Origin of the sequence: Rickettsia typhi str. Wilmington, assembly GCF_000008045.1 — a bacterium.
In the GTDB taxonomy this organism is placed as follows: Bacteria; Pseudomonadota; Alphaproteobacteria; order Rickettsiales; family Rickettsiaceae; genus Rickettsia; species Rickettsia typhi.
In genome coordinates this window covers 365,110-387,436 of the sequence record NC_006142.1, presented here as the reverse complement: position 1 = coordinate 387,436, position 22,327 = coordinate 365,110, and the positions used below count along the sequence as shown (strand labels likewise).

Below are 22,327 nucleotides of genomic sequence, written 5' to 3'. Positions count from 1 at the left end.
AATATTTAGTATTTTCATTTTATGACAACCATGTACAAACAACATTTGTAGCACACAGTGGATTTTACAATCATGATATAGGATTGACATAGAAAACAATGCAAACAGACACTGAATAAATATAATAATGAATAAATATTATGCAGGATTTAAAACACAACAAACCTCAAATCACTCCAGAACAATTAAAACAATTATTATCCTTAAGAGAAAAGGGCTTAATCCTTAAATGTAACAACTCTAAACGTAATGCTTTAATAAATACTACATTAAAGAAAACTTCCGATGCTATAGAATTCTTATTACTAAAACTTGATAGGTTTATTAATTTTATTACCAAAAAAACTGATGAAAATCGTAATAACGTAGCCCAAGCTGCAAGGTCACCTATACTTTTTGGTATTTATGTTATTATCTTTTTAGTGTTAATAGGAGGATTATGGTCTGCGCTTGCTCCACTTGATAGCGGCGCTGTAGCTATCGGTATCGTAATACCAAGCACAAATAAAAAAACGATTCAACACAATGAAGGAGGCATAATCAATGCTATTTATGTTAAACAAGGTGATAAAGTTAGCGAAGGTGATAAATTAATAGAGCTTGAAGAAACTAGAATAAAAAGCGAACATGAAAATATTCTTAGTCAGTATCGTAATTTTTTAGCAACTGAAAATCGTTTAATTGCTGAACGTGATAATTTAGAACAAATCGCATTCTCTGATTTGCTAATACAGAATATGAATTTACCTGAAGTAGCTAAAATAATTCATACACAGGAAAATTTATTTAAATCTAGAAAAGAAATATATCTCTCAGAGAAAGATGCATTGAATCAAAATATCGCTCAACTTGAAAAAAAAATTGAAGGTTTAGAAGCAAAAAAAATTTCTGCCTCTAAAACTGCTGCAGTGTATCAAGATCGTTTAAAAGCTTTAAGAACGTTAAAAGAAAAAGGTTTTATACAAAAAGCGGCTTTATTAGAGCAAGAAGCAAAAGTTGCAGCTGCAAAAAGTGATGTTGCAACAACTGAAGCAGAAATAGCAGGAATACGCCATGCTATTACCGAAACTCAAATTAAAATTATAAATCACCAAAATAAATACACTGAACGTACTTTAACAGAGCTGCGTGAAGCTCAAATACAAACAGCATCTCTTAAAGAAAAATATAATTCTCTAACTGATTTACTTAATCGTGTAATAATCAGATCACCTGTTGACGGTATAGTCAATAATTTAAAATATCATACTATAGGTGGTGTTATAAGTCACGGACAACCTATTATGGAAATTTCACCAATTAATGATCCATTAATAATAGAAGCGAGAATATCTCAAAAAAACATTGACTCAGTACATGAAGGATTAATCGCAAAAATACGTTTTAGTGCATTTAAATCACGTACCACTCCAACATTTACTGGTAGAGTAGTCAGTATATCTCCTGATATAGTACACGATGAAAGACAACATCCTGGATACCAACAAGATAATTATTATGTTGCAAGGGTTGAAATTAATATGGAAGAATTTAATAAAGTTGCTAAAGTAAAAAATCTTGCATTACACCCTGGTATGCAAGCTGAAGTGCAAATCGTAACCGGCACTAGAACACTATTGAGATATTTACTTGATCCAGTTACAGATACTGCATTTAAAGCTTTCAGAGAAAAATAGATAATTTATCTTAGGTAAGATACCTTGACATAACCTAGATATTTTGTCACCATTTTTATTAAAAATGCTTGCTCCTTTATTGACTTTTAATATAAAAAGTATAGCTTATTCAATATTAGTTATGTATAAATGTTATGTTAGGCTACGAAAAAGAACAAAAAAGTTTAAACAAAGAACAAAAACAAGCTGTAGGATTACTGTCTATAGGGACATTTCTAGAGTATTTTGACCTTATGCTTTATGTACATATGGCAGTACTTTTGAATAATTTATTTTTCCCTGAATATGATCCCTTTACTTTTTCATTGCTTACTGCATTTTCTTTCTGTTCCACATATTTGCTTAGACCTATAGGAGCATTAATATTTGGGTATATCGGAGATCAATTTGGACGTAAGATTGTAGTTGTTTTAACTACTCTATTAATGGCTATTACTTGTGTAATTATAGGTAGTATGCCAACATATGCACAGATAGGTATAACAGCATCGTGGATTCTTACCATATGTCGTATAATTCAAGGTATGTCGGCAACTGCAGAAGCACGAGGTGCAGAGCTTTATTTAACTGAAAATTCATCTCCTCCTATACAATATCCATTAGTAACAATTATAACTGTATTTTCTGCAGTAGGCACTACAGTAGCACTGGGTATTGCATCAATTTTTACTAATCAAAATATTTATCAACATGAATCAAGTTGGCGTATAGCATTTTTCGTTGGAGCAACTATTGCATTTGTAGGGACTATTGCAAGAACAAGCTTAAAAGAAGCAGATGCATTTTCAAACAAAAGAAACAAATTAAAACTAAGACTTCAAGAAAATAATATTATGATTGAAGAAATTGATAAAGATATTCTAGATCAAAAAGTTCCCAATGCCACTTCCATTTGGTATTTTTTTATCCAGTGTGCTAGACCACCGTGTTTTTATTTCGTATATATATATTGCGGTGATATATTAAAAAGAGAATGCGGATTCACTCCTAATCAAATTATAAATCACAATTTTTGGGTATCTATAATAGATTTACTTGGTATTATAGGTCTTGCATTTATTAGTTATAAAATCCATCCTTTAAAAATTCTAAAAGTAAAATTATATCTATTCTTTACCTCCTTGATGTTTTTTCCTATAATGTTAAATTATAGCCCTAATCCTTTATATATTTTTATTTTTCAATGTTTAGCTGCATTATTTGTATTTGATCATGTACCAGCAGCACCTATATTTTATAAATATTTTCCAGTTTTTAAGAGATTTACATATACTAGTATGCTAAGTGCGATAGCAAAATTATTTACTTATATTATAACCTCATTTGGTTTAGTTTATATTACCAATTACCTAGGATATTGGGGATTATTTTTAATTTTTATTCCGGTAGGAATCACTTTCTTCATGGGAGTAACTTATTTTGAGCGAATGGAGAAGAATCGAAATTTATAATTTTATTAAAAGTAGCATTTATATTAAACTTTAAATTATTTTTATAACATTCAGCATATATAAGCTCTGAAACTGAAGGTATTTCAAGTATTTCACTTAATACTAAAAAACTTTTTAATGTTTCTTTAATTATTTTATGAGCTTTTTCAGGCGATTTTGCTTCTAAAGTTTGTAAATTATGTATTCTATCAAAAAGTTTTATCAAAGCAGTATCGTACCTTTTTTGTTTAATTAATAAAATAAGGCTTTTTGCACTACTTATTTTCCCACAAGGTTTAATTCTAGTTAAACCTTCTACATGTCTTGCGACTTCTTCATCAAAAATACTGCTAATCATGTCTTTCGTAAGTTCAGTATCTTCAATAGTGTCATGCAATAATGCGGCTTGTAGTATTCTAGAAGTAAAGAGTTTAGGAACTTCTTTTGCTACAAATTCCGCTACCATAATTGTTACTGCAATTGGATGAGAATAATAAGGATCACCAGATTGACGCATTTGCTTACCATGATATTTACGAGCATAATAAATACCTTTTTTAACTTCTCTAATATCAATAGGTTGTTTTACTTTGTTATTTAAAAATAGAAGTCTTTCGATCAATTTATCAGAATATTTACAGCTTTCAAAATTTTTGTCCCAATATTCTATATCTTTCATAAAATCTCCCAATTCTATATCTATTATTTTATTGGTTTTTTTATGATTAATTCCTGTTTGAAATCCAATTATCATTTAGTTAAAATCTCTATATTTAATATTTACTATTTTTAGTGCTAAACAATAACTATATATTAAAAATAGTTTTTTACAAAGATTTATATTTCACTCTTAATAATCAGATACATTTTGCTTATTCAAATAATCGTAATATCTTATAATTTGATCGTGATAAAAGACTTACATGAGACTATAGAGATAACAATTTTATTGCTACAAATTATGTATACTTACTGTGTTTTAGCTGAAGTTAAAAACCATTTAAATCTTAGATAACAAAACACTACAGTTTATTTCGCAGCTTTTACTTGTAAATGCTGTTTTTAAAATCTATAAACTATTTATACAGTGCAATTATATAAGAATTTCTATACCATATACTATGTATCTAAATTTTTATAACGTATTATTCTTAATAGTCTATTGTTATTTTGATAATAAGCGACAAGATATGTTGTTTGAATTAAGCTGTTCTCACCACAAACACAAATATAATAAATAATATTATTTACAGTTTTGAGGTATGCAATAAGTCTACAATTTACTTGGATCAAAAATAAAATTCATTTCTTTCCAATGATTAAAACGTGCTGGGTCAAGATTTTCTATAGGACTTGCTTGCCATACTGCTCTAATTGCATTATCTACCAAAGCTTCACAAATACTAGACTGAATATTAGGACAAATTTTTGCTATAACCCTTACTTGCTCAACGTTACCTGCTTTATCTAGAGTAATACTAATAATGATTTTTACCTTATTATTACCTCTAACTCCTGCTGGTACATTAATCCAATGTCTTTCAATCTGTCTTTTGATTAAAGATGTTTCACTATTTGAAAGAGGTAACATATCAGTATACACTCCTTTAGCTTCTTTTGGATTATCAACTTTTTTTAATCTTTGATACTTATTGGATTTTACATTATCTCCTTCCGAAGATTGCTCTAAATTCTTAAGTAAAGAGTCAAGCTCATCGGTTTTATGTTTTTTTTGCTTTACCTCTTTACGTATCTCTAACAATTTTTTGTTGTCTTTATTTACTTCAGGCCTTCTTACTTTCTGTCCCTGAGTTTTCCCCTCTTCTTTATTAAGCTTTGCTTGCGTTACTTCTCCTTTTTGCTCAAGTAATGTTCCTTTTACTTCTTTAGTATTTGATTCTTTTATAGGTGATTTTTCTTCTATTGTTTCAGTCTCACGCTCTTTAGCATTTTTTTCTTGAGATATTACTTGTGGTGCTTCTGTTGTTAACTTACTCTGCTCAGATTTTTTAGCGTCTTCATGTTCTATCGGATCTTCTTTTTGCTTTGTTTGGGTTATGATATTTGATCGATCACTCAGAGGAAATATCTCAAAAGAGATAATTTGCTCCTCTGGAAATTTTTTATTCAAAAGTGACGGCATACAAAACAGAACACAATAAAACAACATTAAGTGCAGAATAATAGAACAACTAAGGAAAAACGTAAAATGATCCTTAATTTGATTATTTTTCATTATTTTTAATATTTGAAATAAGCGCTACACGAGAAAAACCTGCAGAATGAATTTCAGCAATTACTTCTACTACCTTCCCATAAGAGACGTTTTTATCACCTCTTACAAAAATTCTAGCATCCTTGTTTCCTGTAGTAATATTTATAATCTTATCAGTTAAATGAGTTCTCTCTATAGGAGTTTCAAGTAGGTAAATTTTACCTTCATTATTGATAGTAACAACCAAAGGTTCATCCTGCCCTAAAATTGTGCTTGGATTTGTTTCAGGTAAATCAACATTTACCCCTGAAACCAACATTGGGGAAGTTACCATGAAAATAATTAACAGCACAAGCATTACATCAACGAGCGGTGTAACATTAATTTCACTCACTACAGTTTTTTTACTTTTTCTACTACTGCCAGCACACTTTATAGCCATTACATTTTCTCCTGATCAATTGCCTTAGAAAGTATAGAATTTAACTCACTAATAAAATCTTCAATCTTATTATTGATAAGAGTAATACGAGACATAAGATAGTTATAAAAAATTACTGCTGGAATAGCAACAAATAGACCTATAGCTGTTGCAAGCAATGCCTCAGCAATACCTGGTGCTACTACTGCAAGTGAAGTATTTTTAGACAATGCAATTGATTGGAAACTATGCATAATCCCCCAAACCGTACCGAATAACCCAACAAAAGGAGCACTTGAACCAACAGTTGCAAGGACATTTAAATACTTCTCGAGCTTTTCGATTTCCCTATTTTGAGCTAAATACATTGCACTCATAATACGCTCTTTATGATTATTTTTTAATGCCTCAGAAAAACCTTTAGTGTTTAGACTATTACATTCATCCATAGCTGAAACGAATATTAAAGCTAGCGGATTATTAACGGATTTTTTTATGCTTTCATATAGCTGTTCTAAAACACAGCCTGACCAAAACACATTTTCAAAACTCTGTATTCTTCGCTGCACTTGTGCTAAGCTAAATATTTTATGCAAAATAATAGACCAGGACCAAATAGATGCAATGAGCAACATCAACATAACAGATTTACCGATAAAATCGGAAGAGCCTATTAAAGACAAAATCGAGAAATGATCTTGCATAACAATTTCTAAGCGATCGTTAATATTAGTATCTGCACTCATTATATGTATATTCTTTAAATGATTCTAAAATTAAATATATATTTATATTTTACTTTTGTCATTATGTTATGTAAAAAATAATAAACTTATTATAGCTTTTGAACAATACTGCAATATAGTAATTCAAAAGTAATCATATATGTATTTAAAGTTTATGGTCGATCATATAGAGTCTGATGACTAGATTCTGTAAATAAATCACAGCATAGCAGAGGTTAAAATAAGTTAATGTAATACTTAAAACTTAATAATCATCACATTGCCATTAAAAATCAATAATATTTTTCCTATTTGTAAGAACGATCATTCTTAGACTGATGGATTTTACAAAGTAATTATCATGTGTTACCTAATATTACAATAAATCAGAGATTTTTATCACAACACTATATCAAGGTAATTTGTTGATGCAATAAAAAGCACAATATTGCTAACATCATTTTAAAAAGTAACTTACACCAGTTTATAGAAATGATACTCATCAAATGCTATTGCTAATAGTATTTTTATCGTTACAGATTGCTTTTTAAGCAAATCAATAATATTAATTAGTAACTCATAATTAACTTGAGTGAAATAAGATATTTTTTACTCGTAACTACATTAAATATGATGCTATTTTGCATTTATTAAAACTTTTAATAAATTAGATTTATCGATACTGTTTTGATGTTAACTCGCTCACCTTGTGATAATAAATAGAAACTAACTTTATGTAAAATATTTAACACTTTTAGTTATATGATAGATTTTAATTCTTTTTTTCTAAACTTCTTAATGCTTTAAATCTAAATAACTGACTAATTCTTAAAGATTCATTTATATCTTGTAATGCTCGTGTCTATAAACGCTTTTTTACAAAGTATTTTACATAGCACGCTTCAAACTAATCAATTCAAGAATACATATTACTTTTTGCTTTTCTATAAAACTGCACTCACTGAGCTTTTCTACACGTATATTATCTGATTGTCCTGCATAATAAAATTATTATAATTGCCATATATAATTTTTCCTCTATAATTCATATCCAAAATATCTATTTACAACATTATTTTACAAAAATAATCATGCTAATTTCCTTTCTTGAAAAGTTTTTTTTAAAGCATTTTAAAATAATACTAAAGACAATATATGCGATAATTCACAAGTGATTTCTCTGTGCATGAAGTATAGTTCTCTAGATCGTTAAATAAACATTTGAGTAAGTAATACGCGCAATTCATAACCTACGCATAATGCATGACAAGACTAATAATAATGTTGTTAGCGATTTTCCATAATATAAGCAAAAATTCAGCAATATAATCAGCATTATCGTATTGTACATACTCAAGCCGCGCCAATACCAATAGTAATCACTAAATACTTACCGATTTAATAATATTGCGTCTCTTGTCTGTAAAACTTTTCTTATTATGTGCTATTACACTATAATTTTAGTATTTTCATAAAAAATTACTGCAAACAAAATAGCTTTGGAATTTCTAGATATGTTAATACATCAAAAGCAGGATCTATTTAGTTAAGACGTTAAAAAAGTTGTTTACCTAATCAAATAGCTCTAAAGATACAAATTATTTGTTAATGTATACAATTTGGTAAATTTGCACTATAATGCATTACTATATTTTTTATTCATAGATACCTAATCATCATTGCAAAAAATTACAGACATTGCTAACACGGCTCATTTTATTCCTAAAGGCAGGCATGATATCGACACTTAAATTTATATTGCAGAGTATAACAATAAAAAATCTTATTACTTCAATAACTCAAGGACTTTTTCAAGATCGATGATATATTCTTTTTGGTTTTTTAGATCTTTAAATTTAAGGTTATTATTCATCTTTTCTTCATCACCTACAAAAATAATAAATTTTGCATCTTCATTAAGCACACGTTGTATTCTTTTAGCTATTTTACCTATTGGGTCTATAATAGAAATAATATTGTGTAAACGCAATTTATCTACAATATCTAAAGCATAGCAAATATTATTTTTGCCTATTGGTAATACAAATACCGGCTTTATTACAAATATATTATATTTTTTCATCAAAGCAATACGCTCGATACCAGCAGCAAAACCTATAGCATGCACATCATAATTACCCATAATTCGACTAAGCATGTCATAACGTCCCCCTGCAAGAATAGTAGCTTGACTCCCTAGCTTTTGCGTAGTAAACTCAAAAACAGTATGACAATAATAATCAAGCCCTCTAACTAAACGTGGATTTATGCTATATTTTATACCTAAAATATCAAGATATTTTAGCAACTCATCAAAATATTTTTTAGATTCATTAGTATGATAATCAGATAAAATCGGAGCATTAGCTATTATTTTTTGATCGATTTCACTTTTTGAATCAAGAATTCTCATAGGATTTTTATTTAATCTGATTTTACTTTCTCCCGATAATTTATCTTTAAAATCATTTAGATATTCTACTAACTTTTGTTGATAAACAATTCTTGATTCACTACATCCAAGAGAGTTAAGTTCTAATGTAGTATCTTCCTCTATTTCAAGTGCTTTAAGTATATCTACGGCTAACTTCAAAGTTTCGGCATCTGTAATAGCGCCTTTAGCTCCAAGATATTCATAATTCAGTTGATGAAATTGTCTTTGACGCCCTGCTTGCGGTCTATCATATCGGAAAACAGGACCGGTAGAGAAAAGCTTAAGAGGAAGTTTATGATGCAAACCATTTGAAATAAAACTTCTGATAATACCTGATGTAAATTCAGGTCGAAGAGCTATAGCATTATTACTTTTATCTACAAAACTATAGATTTCTTTACTGATTACATCAGAACTGTCACCCATACAACGGTTAAAGACTCGGGTATACTCGAGTATTGGTGTACTCATTTGCTTATAACCATACAATACTCCAACATCTCTTGCCTTATTAATTATATAATTGTGAACTTGATAATCATCTGGCAAAAGATCTTTCATTCCTCGAAGTGGTTGAAGATTGTCAATCATGTATTTCATTTTGTTGTGTTATGTGGATTACAAGAGTATAGTTATAATAAATATAGTTGATGTTTATTCTTTTTTCATAAAAAATGATCTTATAAGATATAATACAAATATTGTAATAAACCAATATATTAATACTCTACCTGATGTTAATAGGTTAAAGTTTCCTTTATATATTTCGTCACCATACATTTGTGTAAGTAATAAATAAATACAAGCTAATAAAATAAATGGTGCAATAATAAATACTATAGGACATTTAAATGATCTTTGAGCAGTTGGTAATTTTATCCTAAACATCATTACTATTATTGCTACAACAATATAATCAATAAGTGCGCCCATTGAAGTTAATTGTGTTATGATTTCAGTAGGACAAAAACCACCTAAAAATGCTGCAAGTGCAGAAAATATTATAATCGTAATATATGGGCTATCATATTTTGGGTGAAGCTTTGCAAAACTTTTAGGAAGTAAACCATCACGTGCGATAGCATAAAAAATACGAGAAGTACCGTAAATATTCATCATCAACACAGTCATCATACCACAAACAGCTCCTGTTGAAACAATTGCTGAACCAATTTTACTATTATTAATAGTTAAGGCATAAGCAAGTGGACGATCATTATTTAATTGATCAAAAGGAGCTATACCAGTAACTAATCCTGACATTATAACATATACTAAAGTAGTTAAGATTAACGATCCTATAATACCGATTAATATATCCCGCTTTGGATTTTTACATTCTTCAGCTGCAGTGGCAATTGTTCCAAAACCTGTAAAAGCGAGAAATAAAATAGAAGAACCCATTACAACACTACCGAAACCAAATGGCATAAAATTACTCCAATTAGTAGCATCAAAATGCGGAGCAGATGCCAAAACAAAAGCAAATATTGCTGCCATTTTTATAAAAACCAAAATAGCATTTATTTTTTTACTATCTTTGGTTCCTAAAAATAAAATAAATCCAATGAATGCCGAAATTAAAAAGGCAGGTAAATTTATTACCCCACCATTTGAAGGTACAGTAGTTAATACTTTTGGTAAATATATTCCTCCAGCCTCTAATATGCCTTGTACATAGCCAGACCAACCAGCTGCTACTATGCCAGCAGATACTCCAAGCTCTAATATTATAACGCTACCTATCATCCAAGCAAAGACTTCACCAAATGCAACGTAAGAATAAGTGTAAATACTTCCAGAAGTTGGTAGCATTGCAGCAAGTTCAGTATAAACAAGTGCTACAAAGATACACGTAATACCGGCAATCATATAAGATATCATCACTGCCGGACCTGAAAACTTAGCTGCAATTATACCAGTCACAACGAATACACCAGTACCGATCATAGCACCAAGACCTAATAATATTAAATCAAATGCTCCAAGTGTCTTACTAAGACCACTTGAACTACCTATCTCTTTTACTGATTCAAAACTTTTTTTCCTTAAAAAACTCATTAGTTTCTCCTGTTTTAGTGAGTAATATCTCATTCTCGTATATGCTAAAATTCCTTATCAAGCAATACAAATAGAATAAGCTTGAACTTGATATCATTGCCAAGCTATGCTGTGTCAATTTGACTTAATCTATCTTATATTTCTAGTAATCCACCCTCCGCCTAATACTCTTTCACCTGCATAAATAACGCATGCTTGCCCCGGCGCAACAGCTTTTTCTGCAGATAAAAATTGTACTTTAATTTTATCATTACAAAGTTTACTGATTTCAGCGTGGCATGGCGGTCTCGTTGAGCGAATTTTCACATCTACTGCTAACTTTTCATTATCTTTAATCTCATCAGCAAGCCAATTTACATCTTTAATAATAAATTCATGTACATGTAATGCAGACTCCTGTCCTACATATACTATATTATTACTAGGATCAATCTTTACCACATATAAAGGTTCATTATAAGCTATACCAAGTCCTCGACGTTGTCCTATAGTATAATTAATTATACCACTATGCTCACCTAACTCAAACCCATTTATGTGAACAATCTTACCACTTGTGCTTGCTTCAGGACGTATTTTATTTATTACAGTCTTATAATTTCCATCAGGTACAAAACAAATATCTTGACTATCAGGTTTATCTGCTACATCAAGTCCAAATTTACTAGCAAGCTTGCGTGTTTCATACTTAGTAAACCCACCGAGAGGAAAGATTAAATATTCAAGTTGCTCTCTAGTTATAGTAAATAAAAAATAACTTTGATCTTTTGCTGCATCAAGTCCTGTATGCAATTCTGCGCCATTATAACCGTTTATTTTGCGTACATAATGACCGGTAGCAAGTTTATCTGCTCCAAGTTCCTTAGCAGTGTTAATTAGATCTCTGAATTTCACTAACTTATTACATTGCACACATGGCAGTGGTGTTTCACCGTGTAAATAGCTATTGACAAAATTATCTATAACCGACTCTTTAAATTTGTTCTCATAATCAAGTACGTAATGAGGAATACCTAACTTATTTGCTACCATTTTAGCATCGTAAATATCCTTACCAGCACAACAGGCATTTTTTTTACCTACTGCAATACCGTAATCATATAACTGTAAGGTAATACCTATAACATGATGTCCCTGCTCATGCAACATTGCTGCAACTGCTGAACTATCAACACCACCTGACATTGCAACAACTATAGTAGCCATAAATTAATTATATCAACCTTAAACTAACACTAAAAATTATACTAAATTATACTAAATTTATAATTAAATTACAATACTATCTCTTAATATATTAAAATGCTATAATCACGTTATTTAATAATTATCAATTTGTCGTAATATACTTTCACCACGTCGCTTGACTACGATATGACACTGCGTGCATTTACTACACACAACAATACATGTAGCGTTTAAAAATGAAAATTATATGTTATTTAAAATATTCTACAAAACGATTATAGTTTATTTCGTACTTATTATCTTAGAATACGCACATCAAGGTTTTATTAATGACCTATCATTACAAAAAGTAGATTTATATATTCAACATTCTATAAAAGAACCTATTTATTTAGTATCATATGCAGATGGCCCAGAATATGTTTATCGTAATCAAAATACTACAACTCATTATGCAATTAATAAAGGTATAGATTTCATATTTAATTATAAGAAAAAGTATATAAATCAATTATTTATAACTAAACATCAAGAAATTTTTAATGAGCCTGTAGGAGCTGGATTATGGCTATGGAAACCTTATATTATACTTGAAACAATGAAAAGTGCTCCAGAAGGAGCTATTATAATATATTTAGATTCAGCTTTTGTCATTAATAAGCATATCAGGAATTTAACGAATCTTTTAGGCGATAATGATGTATTATTGGTACATGATCGCAATCGTAAAAACGGTAGTTTTATTAAAGGTGAAACTTTTGCTTTAATGGAGTGTCTTACTGATGAATGTAGAAATGACAATCATATTTGGAGCGCAGTTATTATTGTGCGTAATACTGAGCTTTCTCGTGTTTTTATAGAAAAATGGCTCAAAAGTTGCGAAGATATTAGAATTCTTTCAGGTAAAAATTATAATATTTATCCTAATTACGCTGAATATAAATGGCATCATTACGACCAATCAGTACTTAGCATTATATATCACAAAAATCCACAATCAGTTAAAGTAATAGAGTATGATGAAATAACTGATGTTTTATCTTGGTTCCACCGTAAATATTCAAATAGCTCACCATCAAAACCTTGGTATAGCATATACGGTATAAATCCTATAATTAATTTTAATACTAACGGCAAAGTTTTACCTTCTACCGCTCTTATAAATACTCCACCGATTGTGAGACTACGTAAATGGATTCTCAAACATCAATAATTTGCTTTAAGTGAACAACTCTTGAAAAACACTCTATTCTCATAACATGTGTAATCTCACTGTATTCTAGTTATAATTCTCTTATTTAAAAAAACTATAAGATAAAGTGATTAACTTTAATGTTTTTTATTTCAGGATCACGCTCAAAATCATTATCTTATATAAAATGTAACAGGCATAAATTTTGCCCCAGTGTTTGATAATTGTTCTTCAAAATAAAAACAATAGAATTTTTTTCCTTCTTTATTTGGAGTATCGTTATTGCTTAGATTTTCCGTTTCATATAACATTACTGTATTCTGTCATAAGACAATTTGGACTCTTTTCTGCCTTGGGATCAAACGCCAAAATAGTTTTTATCAACATTATAGCATCAAACTCAATAATTATAGACTTAAGAATATACAACTAACTGTTTCTGTAGTACCACCATAACAAGTAACTTTACAAAATAAGTTATAACTAAGGGGCGTATGCAAAACTCAATAACACCATACTTATCATTAATCCAAGCAATGGAAAGACTAAATTTTATTGGATTTTTTAGACATTATTTGATTTTATTTAAAAATTTTATAGAAAAAGTTTATTTTAGATCATATATGTGTTAGTATAAACAAAAATAGTTTTTTAGGTTATTATGACTAATAATATTAATGCATTAGCAATTTCCAGTGAATCAGGATTTTATAGCTATTTACAAAAAATCAATAAAATACCTTCACTGACGCAAGAAGAAGAATTTTTATTGGCTAAATCCTATTTAGAGGAAAATGATTTACAAGCTGCACATAAATTAGTAACGAGCCATCTTAAACTTGTTGCAAAAATTGCAAGCGGCTACAAAACTTACGGTCTTCCTATTACCGAATTGGTTTCAGAAGGTAATATAGGATTAATGCAGGCAGTAAAAAAATTCAATCCAGAACTTGGTTTCCGACTATCAACATATGCGATGTGGTGGATTAAAGCATCTATACAAGAATATATATTAAAATCTTGGTCATTAGTAAAGATGGGAACAACAGCAGCACAAAAAAAATTATTTTTTAGTCTTAATAAAGTTAAGCATAAAATTACTAATTTATACTCAAGAGCTATTACTACCGATGATTTTGCACAAATAGCAGATGAATTAGGCGTTTCAGTGCATGAAGTATCAGAGATGAATACTAGAATTTCAGGTCCTGATTTGTCGTTAAATAACTCTATAAATAGTGATGATGTAGAATCAGGCGAATTAATAGAACTATTACCGGAAACACGTCCTACGCCTGAAGCAATGGCGATTAATAAGCAAAATTATACAAGTAAAAGGAAATTACTATCAAATGCTATGCAGATTTTAAATGATAGGGAACTGCGTATTTTAAAAGATCGTAAATTAACAGACACTCCTAAAACTCTAGATATTTTAAGCAGTGAATATAATATTTCGAAGGAACGTATTAGACAAATAGAAAATACAGCTTTTGAAAAAATAAAAAAGTTTATTTTAAATAATAATAGAGAAATTGCTTAAACCTTATTGTATTTTCATCACTCTCAAAGCAGAAATTCATGATAAAAATTTTCACGCTACCACAGATACGACAATTATACAGCACTATAGCCTAAACACAGACAAAAGTCAAAAAATACCTAACAATAGGAAATGATATTAGTTCAGAACATCTGACCATTCAGGATCAGATGCACCTGCCGGTGTTATAACTTCTCTTTCATTATGACCAGTCAAATCAATTGTAAAAATTTTATTTTTTCCAGGAGCCTTAGCTCTAGATGGCCAACCTTTAGAAAACATAATAACTCGTCCGTTAGGCGACCAACAAGGACTCTCAACTAAATATCCACTTGTTATGATTCTTTCACTATTCTCATGATCTTGTGGATAAGCTTTCATAATGCCAATATTAAAGATTTTCTCTCCATCGTGCCTAGTAATCTTAGTAAATGCTATATAATCGCCTCTAGGCGACCAGCTGGGAGATGCATAAGAACCACCACCAAAACTAATACGTCGCACATCACTTCCATCCGAATTCATGATATATAATTGAGGTACACCGTTTTTATCTGAATTATATACAATTTTTTTACCATCTGGTGAATAACTAGGCGATGTATTAATACCGAATCCATCAGTTAATTTATTAAGCTGTTTAGTAGCAAGATCAATTTCATAAATATGAGTTGAGCCATTTTTAGCTATAGACATCACAGCTTTTTTACCGTCCGGTGAGAATCTAGGCGCAAAAGATATACCAACAAAATCACCCACTACACTTTCTTTACCGGTTTTTAAATCTTTTTCATAAACTAGTGCTCTGCTTTTAGTAGCATATGAAACATAAAAAATTTTATCAGCTGAATGAGCAAATCTTGGCGTTAAAACTAATGATTTCCCATTAGTAAGGTATTTATTGTTAGCACCATCATAATCCATCAAAGCAATTCGTTTTATTTTTGGTAACGCAGTACTTTCTGATACATATACTATTTTGGTATCAAAATAACCAGGATCACCTGTGATTTTTTCATAAATTTTATCAGCAATTTTATGTGCAGCTCTTCTCCATAATTTGGTCGGCACTTCAAAAAGTGCACCAATAAGTTGCTTTTCAAGGAACGTATCCCATAATATAAAGCTAATTTTAAGTTTACCGCTTTCTAGTGTTTGCACTTCACCATTTACTAAAAGACTAGCATTAATTTGACGCCATGCAGCAAAAAGTGGTTTATAATTGATCCCTGTCTGCTCTTCTATAAAAGATGCAGAAGAAATAGGACGGAATAATCCAGAAATCTTTAAATCATTAGAGATTACTTTAACAACAGCGTTACCTACTAAATCATTATTAGAACTATCAGCATTAAATTTATTTACTGCTATAGGTGTAGGATCAACTCGACCATGCTCAATATTTATTGTTTCAAGTGCATAACCGGTTAAACTAAATAATGTTAGAATAAAATATACAATATTTCTCACTTAAAATACTCCTTTGTGTCAAATTACGTTATAATTGTTTTTATGTCACGCCACAAAATGTATTTGTGTGTTATGAAGATCAATTTAAAAATAGAACGAGTATTTAAGCTGAGTTGCATAACGTCTACTTAAATATGTGAGCACGCGAGTCAAGGTCTTATCAAGTATCAACTACCTAAAAATTTTTACTAACTCCTCCCATTCTCTTTTATTCATACCACTAGTTTCATGGATCACTTTTTCACCTTGTATCATTCTTTTAATGACCTCTAAACCTTTGCGTGAAATATTCGCTCCTTGCAAACGATACTCTTCAAAAGCTTCATAAGTAAAAGGCACCCAAGCTTTTACTATATCAAGAATCTTTCCTGCATAAACTCTAATTTCATATTGTGCCTTAGAATCAGTACGTAATCTTAAAAAATGAAGCAAATTATGTAAATTAATCTTCCAATACCATTCCGTATAATAATTTAAAGTTAAATTCATACGAGCAAGCTCTCTTGCTATACCTGCAACATTCTCGTCTATAATATTTCCATCTTCATCAGCATTCATCAGCTCCTTATAATGCATGTAGCACCGCCTAGCATCTTCTTCTAAAATTGCTAGAACCTTTTCAGATACTTTTTTCGGTAAACTATCTCCTGCCCTACATTGTTTATTTATGGCAGATTGGGAAGCAATATCGGTAGGTTCAGGTAAATAAAATTCATTACCTAAAATAGAATACCTTGCTGAATATTCGTTAACGCTAGCAGTTCTATGCCTAATCCACTGCCGCGCAATGAATATAGGAAGTTTAATGTGAAATTTAATGTCACACATCTCAAAAGGGGTTGTATGATAATGACGCAGCAAGTAATTTATTAAGCCTTTATCTTGGTTTAACTGCTTAGTACCCTTACCGTAAGAAACACGAGCTGCCTGTACTATAGAACTATCATCACCCATATAATCGATTACCCTAATAAAACCATGATCTAAAACTTTTATAGTCTCATATAACATTGCTTCAAGTGCCGGCACTGTTACTCTTTTTGTCGTATTGTGCATTCTATCCTCTATATTCTTTAATATCAGGTATTACCACGTGGCTTAACCACGTTTAATATTCTATAGTATTAATTGTTTTTAAGATGCCATGTACAAGATACTGCATAACATTTTATAACAAATCACTATACAGTTTCGTTTTTGCAACCATAATTTTTCTAATTGGTATCGTAGTGGAATACATATTCTAAACTAACGGCAATAAATTTTTATTCATTTCTTTTGCATTTGCAATACACTACACAATAGTTGTTTCACAGCGAAGCAAAAACTACTTGGCGATTAAAACAACATTTCCTACAATAACTCTCGCAATATCTCATATTTTTTAACACTAATATTAGAATATTCTCAACTATTATTTTACTGTTAATAATTTCTGTTATAAATTTTTTCTACAATACACTTCTAACTTAGTATCATTTAGTTTGATCGCATTTTTCGATAAATCAATAATATTATTGCATAAGATCTACACAAAATAGAATTTTTCATACTTTGATATCTCAATTACATTAAGGTATTATTTTTATATAATCTTATTCTTTACTTAACAGAAATTATTCTCCTTAAAGGAAATATACGCTCTGCACCTTATACTTTAATTGTAATGCATATTGCTATATTTCTTCTCATTACTAATAACAATTTAGAGATATGCTATCTTTGATAAGAAGAATAAAATTTGTCATTTAAAATTCTATATATTTGTTTGGATCAATAGCTATTTTGTTTTTACGCATCGCAAAATATAACTGATGTTCGACGTGTCCAATAATACTACCTTTAGCAATTTTATCACCTTTTTTAAGTAATAAATCATCTAAATGAGCATATGCTACTTCTAAATCGTTTGCATCTAATTTAACTATTACTAAATTACCGAATTGCTTATTATAGCCTGAATATATCACTGTTCCTGCAGCAATTGATTTTACTGCACTATATTCTTGAACAGCAATATCTATCCCTTGACTTTTACCAACTTTAAAATCATTAATAATTACCCCATGTAATGGTGTTACAAAGTTTAATTGTTCTATCATTGCTTCATCTTCATTCCTATACATAGACATCTCAATATAGTCATAATCATCTTCTATAATTTTTGCCTTTCGCTCTTCAAGTTTATCACTAACTTTTCCTGATATAGAAGTATCTTCGATATTTCTTTGAACTATCATTCCCGGATCGTAATCTAGTTCTGTCAAATAATTATTTTCAGTTACATCTCCAACTTTATAATCGATTGGTGCAGGTGACTGATCGACACACGAAACTAAACAAAAACATACAACTACAATTAGTACAACAGTATATTTCATATATTCAATAAAATCATTATTACTTGATATAATACAACTCTTAGAAGTGCTCCGTAAAAATAAATAAAGAATAAATACATTAATAATTAAAAAGCTTTAATATAGGAAAAATTAATAAGATGTGTAAAAACTTATAATTATAACACAAAAAAAAATATTAACTTTAAAATTTATTTACAGATAAGCCATTAAATAGTATATAATTTTTATTATAATTTTCCATCAAAAAATTAACTATGAAAACTTATAATATCGTCATAGCTAGTGATCACTCAGGTTATGAGCTTAAGTCTAAAATTATAAATTATTTAGAGCAAAAATGTCTAAATATTTATGACTGTGGAACGCAGGACACACAAACTGTTGATTATCCAGATTATGCTAAAAAAGTAGTAGATATTATTATTGAAAAAGCAGCTCCTATTGGGATTTTAATTAGTGATACTGGAATAGGTATGTCTATAGCTGCCAATCGTAGCTCCGAAATAAGAGCAGCTTTATGTAATGATATATTAACTGCTGAAAATGCTAAAGCTCATAATGATGCTAATATCTTGATACTCGGCGCAAAAAGTGTAGATAACAAAATAGTATTTAATATTATAGATAAGTTTTTAACCACTAAATTTGAAGGTGGTAGACATAGCACACGATTATCAAAGATAAAGTAGCTTCAGTAATAAATAGACTTCTTTATTACGACATCATTGCGTGGATATAAAAAATCATTCAGAATCATTCCGTTACTTGCGATATCAAGAAAAACAATTTAAAACTAATATTAATTATAATTATTGAATTATATAATCAATTGGCAGGAGTACCATTATGAAAGCAGTCTACAAAATACAGCATAGAAAATACAGCATAGATATAAATAAAATAACATATGACCTTGTGTAATATGAATCTTTACGAGTTTAGACAAAAATATAATTACGATGTTGCAACAAAAATGATGCAACAATATCTAGACATTAAATTTGCTCATTTAGATTGTTTGCTACTATTTAGAATGGGTGATTTTTATGAACTATTCTATGAAGATGCAATCTTAGCAAGTAATATACTTGGCATAGCTTTAACAAAAAGAGGTAAAAACTGCGAAGAAGAAATACCAATGTGTGGTGTGCCTTATCATGCACTTGAGCATTACTTAACTAAGCTAATTACAGAAAATTATAAAGTTGCTATTTGCGATCAGCTTGAAACCCCTGAAGAAGCAAAAAAGAGAGGTGGCTATAAAGCAGTAGTCACAAGAGATGTTACACGTATTATAACTCCAGGAACTATAATTGAAGAGAACTTAATTAGTGCAGCAGAACCTAATTATTTAACAAGTCTCGTAATGACAAAAAATAAAAAAACGGCTAGCATTTGTTACGTTGATCTTTCTACTTCTAAAATTTTTATAGTTAATGTACCAGAAACAGAAATTCTGAATGAACTAGCGCGTTTAAAATCTCGTGAAATTCTGCTGAGCGAAAACCTAAAGTCTTCTAACCTTGCTGATAGTATTTTAAAACAATTTAATTGTCGTATTACCTATCAGGTCGATAGTTTTTTTGCAATTAATAAATGTGAAAAAATCATTTTAGATTTTTATAAAATAAGAGATATTAAAGGCATAGGTGAGATATCTAGTAGTCAAATTTGTGCCATAGGCAGTATTTTAGAATATTTATCATTAACTCAAAAACAGAATATTCCTAATTTACCAATCCCTAAAATTATCAATTTTCATAGCTATATGACTATTGATTTCTCTACTAGACGTAACCTTGAAATTGTAACAAATATACAAGGAAACTTACACGGAAGTGTACTAAATACACTAAATCATACAGTGACTAAACAAGGTGGACGTTTACTATATCATTTTCTTTCAAGTCCTTTAACTAATATTGCTAAAATAAATCGTCGTTTAAATATTACCGAGTTCTTTTATTCTAACTTAGGAATAGTTACAAGAATTAGAGAACTTCTTAAAAACACTAGTGATATAGAACGTTGCTTAACACGTATCACGATGAATAGAAGTTCTGGTCGTGACCTACTGAGTATTAAATATACTTTAGAAACGGCAAAGATAATTAATGGATTATTTTCTGAATCTCATAGTCTAAATTTACCTAATTTTATCGGGAAAATTATTAAACCTCTATCAGGTGATGCAGAATTATATAATTTAATAGACATGAGTATAAGAGAAGATGCACCGAATAATTTAAATGATGGTGGTATAATTAAACATGAATTTCATCCAAAAGTAGCGCAACTAAATGACTTAATTAATAACGGGAAATTACATGTTGAAAAGCTAAAAGATCAATACCGCAAAGAAACAGGCATAGACAGTTTAAAAATATCCCATAATAATGTTCTAGGGCTTTTTATTGATATTACCGCTAAAAATGTCAATAAAATTCTTGATCCTAAATTTATTCATCGTCAAACAACTGTCAATAGCGTACGTTATACTACATACGAATTACAAAATCTTGAAAATGAATTAGTGAATGCTCAAACCTTAGTAATAAGCTTAGAAAAAGAATTATATACAGACATTTGTAGGAAAGTAATCGAAAAATCTTCCTATTTAAGAATACTCGCAAACTCCTTAAGTGGGCTTGATGTATTTTGTAATTTTGCTTATATTGCTGATGAATATAATTATACTAAACCTGAATTTACAAATGACTTAAGCTTTGATATAGTTAAAGGACGACATCCAGTAGTAGAAGCAGCTTTACTAAAGACTAGTAAAAGTTTTGTATATAATGACTGTCATTTATCAGAAGCAGAGCGTATTTGCTTAATTACCGGTCCTAATATGGCAGGCAAAAGTACTTATCTGCGTCAAAACGCTATCATTACAATCATTGCTCAAATAGGTTCTTTTGTGCCTGCTAAAAGCGCTAAAATAGGTGTAGTTGATAAAATATTTAGCCGAATAGGTGCTGCAGATGATTTAATTAAAGGACAATCAACATTCATGGCAGAAATGCTTGAAACTTCAGCCATTCTTGCTCAATCTACAAAAAACTCACTCATTATCCTTGATGAAGTTGGCAGGGGCACTTCTACTTATGATGGAGTATCTATAGCATGGTCAGTACTTGAATATATTCATGATAAACTGAAATGTCGTTGTTTATTTGCAACACATTATCATGAGCTAACAGTTATGAAGAATTTTCTTCCTGCTTTACAAAACTATACTATCGCCATTGAAGAGTCAGGTAAAGATATTCTGTTTTTGCATAATATTATATTAGGTACTTCCAATAAATCTTACGGTCTTCACGTTGCTGCTTTAGCAGGACTACCTACAAGTGTCATAAATAGAGCTGCACAGATTTTACTAAAATTTGAGAAAATTTCTATAAGCAAAGGAAAAAATATTGTATCAACGGCATCAAATAACTTGAGTTTATTCAATTTTGAACCTCAGAAACATATATCTAATAGTAAGCTAGATGAAGAGTTTAAAACTATCGACCCTGATAAAATTTCTCCTAAAGAAGCGCTTGAGTTGATTTATAAGTTTAAAAAATTGGTTTAATCCAAATTATCATGTGACGGATACAG

General features: G+C 29.8%; 16 protein-coding genes and 1 pseudogene. 6 read left to right on the top strand and 11 right to left on the bottom strand.

Features of this window, described 5'->3' with window-relative positions; genetic code table 11:
* The first annotated feature begins 140 nt into the window (after positions 1 to 140).
* Both RT_RS01515 and RT_RS01510 read left to right on the top strand, forming a co-directional pair.
* The gene (locus RT_RS01515; RefSeq protein ID WP_011190768.1) at positions 141 to 1,676 is read left to right on the top strand and encodes an HlyD family type I secretion periplasmic adaptor subunit; all 1,536 of its coding nucleotides are present in this window, start codon (positions 141 to 143) and stop codon (positions 1,674 to 1,676) included.
* A 134-nt stretch (positions 1,677 to 1,810) separates the two neighbouring features.
* Positions 1,811 to 3,127, top strand: coding sequence for an MFS transporter (locus RT_RS01510; protein ID WP_011190767.1), 1,317 nt, complete (start codon positions 1,811 to 1,813; stop codon positions 3,125 to 3,127).
* Here RT_RS01510 and RT_RS01505 read toward each other — a convergent pair.
* The 7 genes from RT_RS01505 to mnmA form a co-directional block, all read right to left on the bottom strand.
* On the bottom strand, positions 3,078 to 3,785 hold the full coding sequence (locus tag RT_RS01505; RefSeq protein WP_011190766.1) for an HD domain-containing protein: 708 nt from the start codon (positions 3,783 to 3,785) through the stop codon (positions 3,078 to 3,080). The two genes, RT_RS01510 and RT_RS01505, sit on opposite strands and share 50 nt — an antisense overlap.
* A gap of 594 nt (positions 3,786 to 4,379) precedes the next feature.
* A complete protein-coding gene (locus RT_RS04520) occupies positions 4,380 to 5,342 on the bottom strand; it encodes an energy transducer TonB (protein WP_011190765.1) in 963 nt (320 codons plus the stop codon).
* Positions 5,332 to 5,763, bottom strand: coding sequence for a protein TolR (gene tolR, locus RT_RS01495; RefSeq protein WP_011190764.1), 432 nt, complete (start codon positions 5,761 to 5,763; stop codon positions 5,332 to 5,334). The genes RT_RS04520 and tolR overlap by 11 nt, the downstream gene beginning before the upstream one ends.
* The gene (gene tolQ / locus RT_RS01490) at positions 5,763 to 6,488 is read right to left on the bottom strand and encodes a protein TolQ (protein WP_011190763.1); all 726 of its coding nucleotides are present in this window, start codon (positions 6,486 to 6,488) and stop codon (positions 5,763 to 5,765) included. Before tolQ ends, tolR begins: the two co-directional genes overlap by 1 nt.
* Before the next feature lie 1,765 nt (positions 6,489 to 8,253).
* Positions 8,254 to 9,492 carry a histidine--tRNA ligase gene (hisS, locus tag RT_RS01485; RefSeq protein ID WP_011190762.1) on the bottom strand — a complete coding sequence of 413 codons (1,239 nt, stop codon included), beginning with the start codon at positions 9,490 to 9,492 and terminating at the stop codon, positions 8,254 to 8,256.
* A gap of 63 nt (positions 9,493 to 9,555) precedes the next feature.
* The gene (locus RT_RS01480) at positions 9,556 to 10,962 is read right to left on the bottom strand and encodes an amino acid permease (protein ID WP_011190761.1); all 1,407 of its coding nucleotides are present in this window, start codon (positions 10,960 to 10,962) and stop codon (positions 9,556 to 9,558) included.
* A 129-nt stretch (positions 10,963 to 11,091) separates the two neighbouring features.
* A complete protein-coding gene (mnmA, locus tag RT_RS01475) occupies positions 11,092 to 12,168 on the bottom strand; it encodes a tRNA 2-thiouridine(34) synthase MnmA (RefSeq protein WP_011190760.1) in 1,077 nt (358 codons plus the stop codon).
* Between the two features lie 229 nt (positions 12,169 to 12,397).
* Here mnmA and RT_RS01470 point away from each other — a divergent pair, with 229 nt between their 5' ends.
* Positions 12,398 to 13,363 (top strand): hypothetical protein, encoded by a 966-nt coding sequence (locus tag RT_RS01470; protein ID WP_011190759.1) that lies wholly within the window; start codon positions 12,398 to 12,400, stop codon positions 13,361 to 13,363.
* Positions 13,364 to 13,444: 81 nt separating this feature from the next.
* On the opposite strand, the pseudogene RT_RS04580 reads toward RT_RS01470, so the two are convergent.
* Positions 13,445 to 13,914: pseudogene (locus RT_RS04580) on the bottom strand (cytochrome c oxidase assembly protein).
* 89 nt (positions 13,915 to 14,003) lie between these two features.
* On the opposite strand from RT_RS04580, the gene rpoH reads away from it, so the two are divergent.
* Positions 14,004 to 14,885, top strand: coding sequence for an RNA polymerase sigma factor RpoH (gene rpoH, locus RT_RS01460; protein ID WP_011190758.1), 882 nt, complete (start codon positions 14,004 to 14,006; stop codon positions 14,883 to 14,885).
* A 138-nt stretch (positions 14,886 to 15,023) separates the two neighbouring features.
* Here the strand turns inward: rpoH and tolB are convergent, their stop codons facing one another.
* The 3 genes from tolB to RT_RS01445 all read right to left on the bottom strand — a co-directional run bounded on the left by tolB (position 15,024) and on the right by RT_RS01445 (position 18,736).
* Entirely contained in the window at positions 15,024 to 16,355 is a 1,332-nt protein-coding gene (gene tolB, locus RT_RS01455; protein WP_011190757.1) for a Tol-Pal system beta propeller repeat protein TolB, read from the bottom strand.
* A gap of 171 nt (positions 16,356 to 16,526) precedes the next feature.
* A complete protein-coding gene (gene thyX, locus RT_RS01450) occupies positions 16,527 to 17,411 on the bottom strand; it encodes an FAD-dependent thymidylate synthase (protein WP_011190756.1) in 885 nt (294 codons plus the stop codon).
* A gap of 692 nt (positions 17,412 to 18,103) precedes the next feature.
* The gene (locus tag RT_RS01445) at positions 18,104 to 18,736 is read right to left on the bottom strand and encodes a murein hydrolase activator EnvC family protein (RefSeq protein WP_011190755.1); all 633 of its coding nucleotides are present in this window, start codon (positions 18,734 to 18,736) and stop codon (positions 18,104 to 18,106) included.
* Between the two features lie 236 nt (positions 18,737 to 18,972).
* Between RT_RS01445 and rpiB the strand changes: the two genes are divergently transcribed.
* Positions 18,973 to 19,407: a ribose 5-phosphate isomerase B gene (gene rpiB, locus RT_RS01440; RefSeq protein WP_004597385.1), complete on the top strand. Its 435-nt coding sequence runs from the start codon at positions 18,973 to 18,975 to the stop codon at positions 19,405 to 19,407.
* 233 nt (positions 19,408 to 19,640) lie between these two features.
* Entirely contained in the window at positions 19,641 to 22,301 is a 2,661-nt protein-coding gene (mutS, locus tag RT_RS01435; RefSeq protein WP_014419422.1) for a DNA mismatch repair protein MutS, read from the top strand.
* Positions 22,302 to 22,327 lie beyond the last annotated feature (26 nt).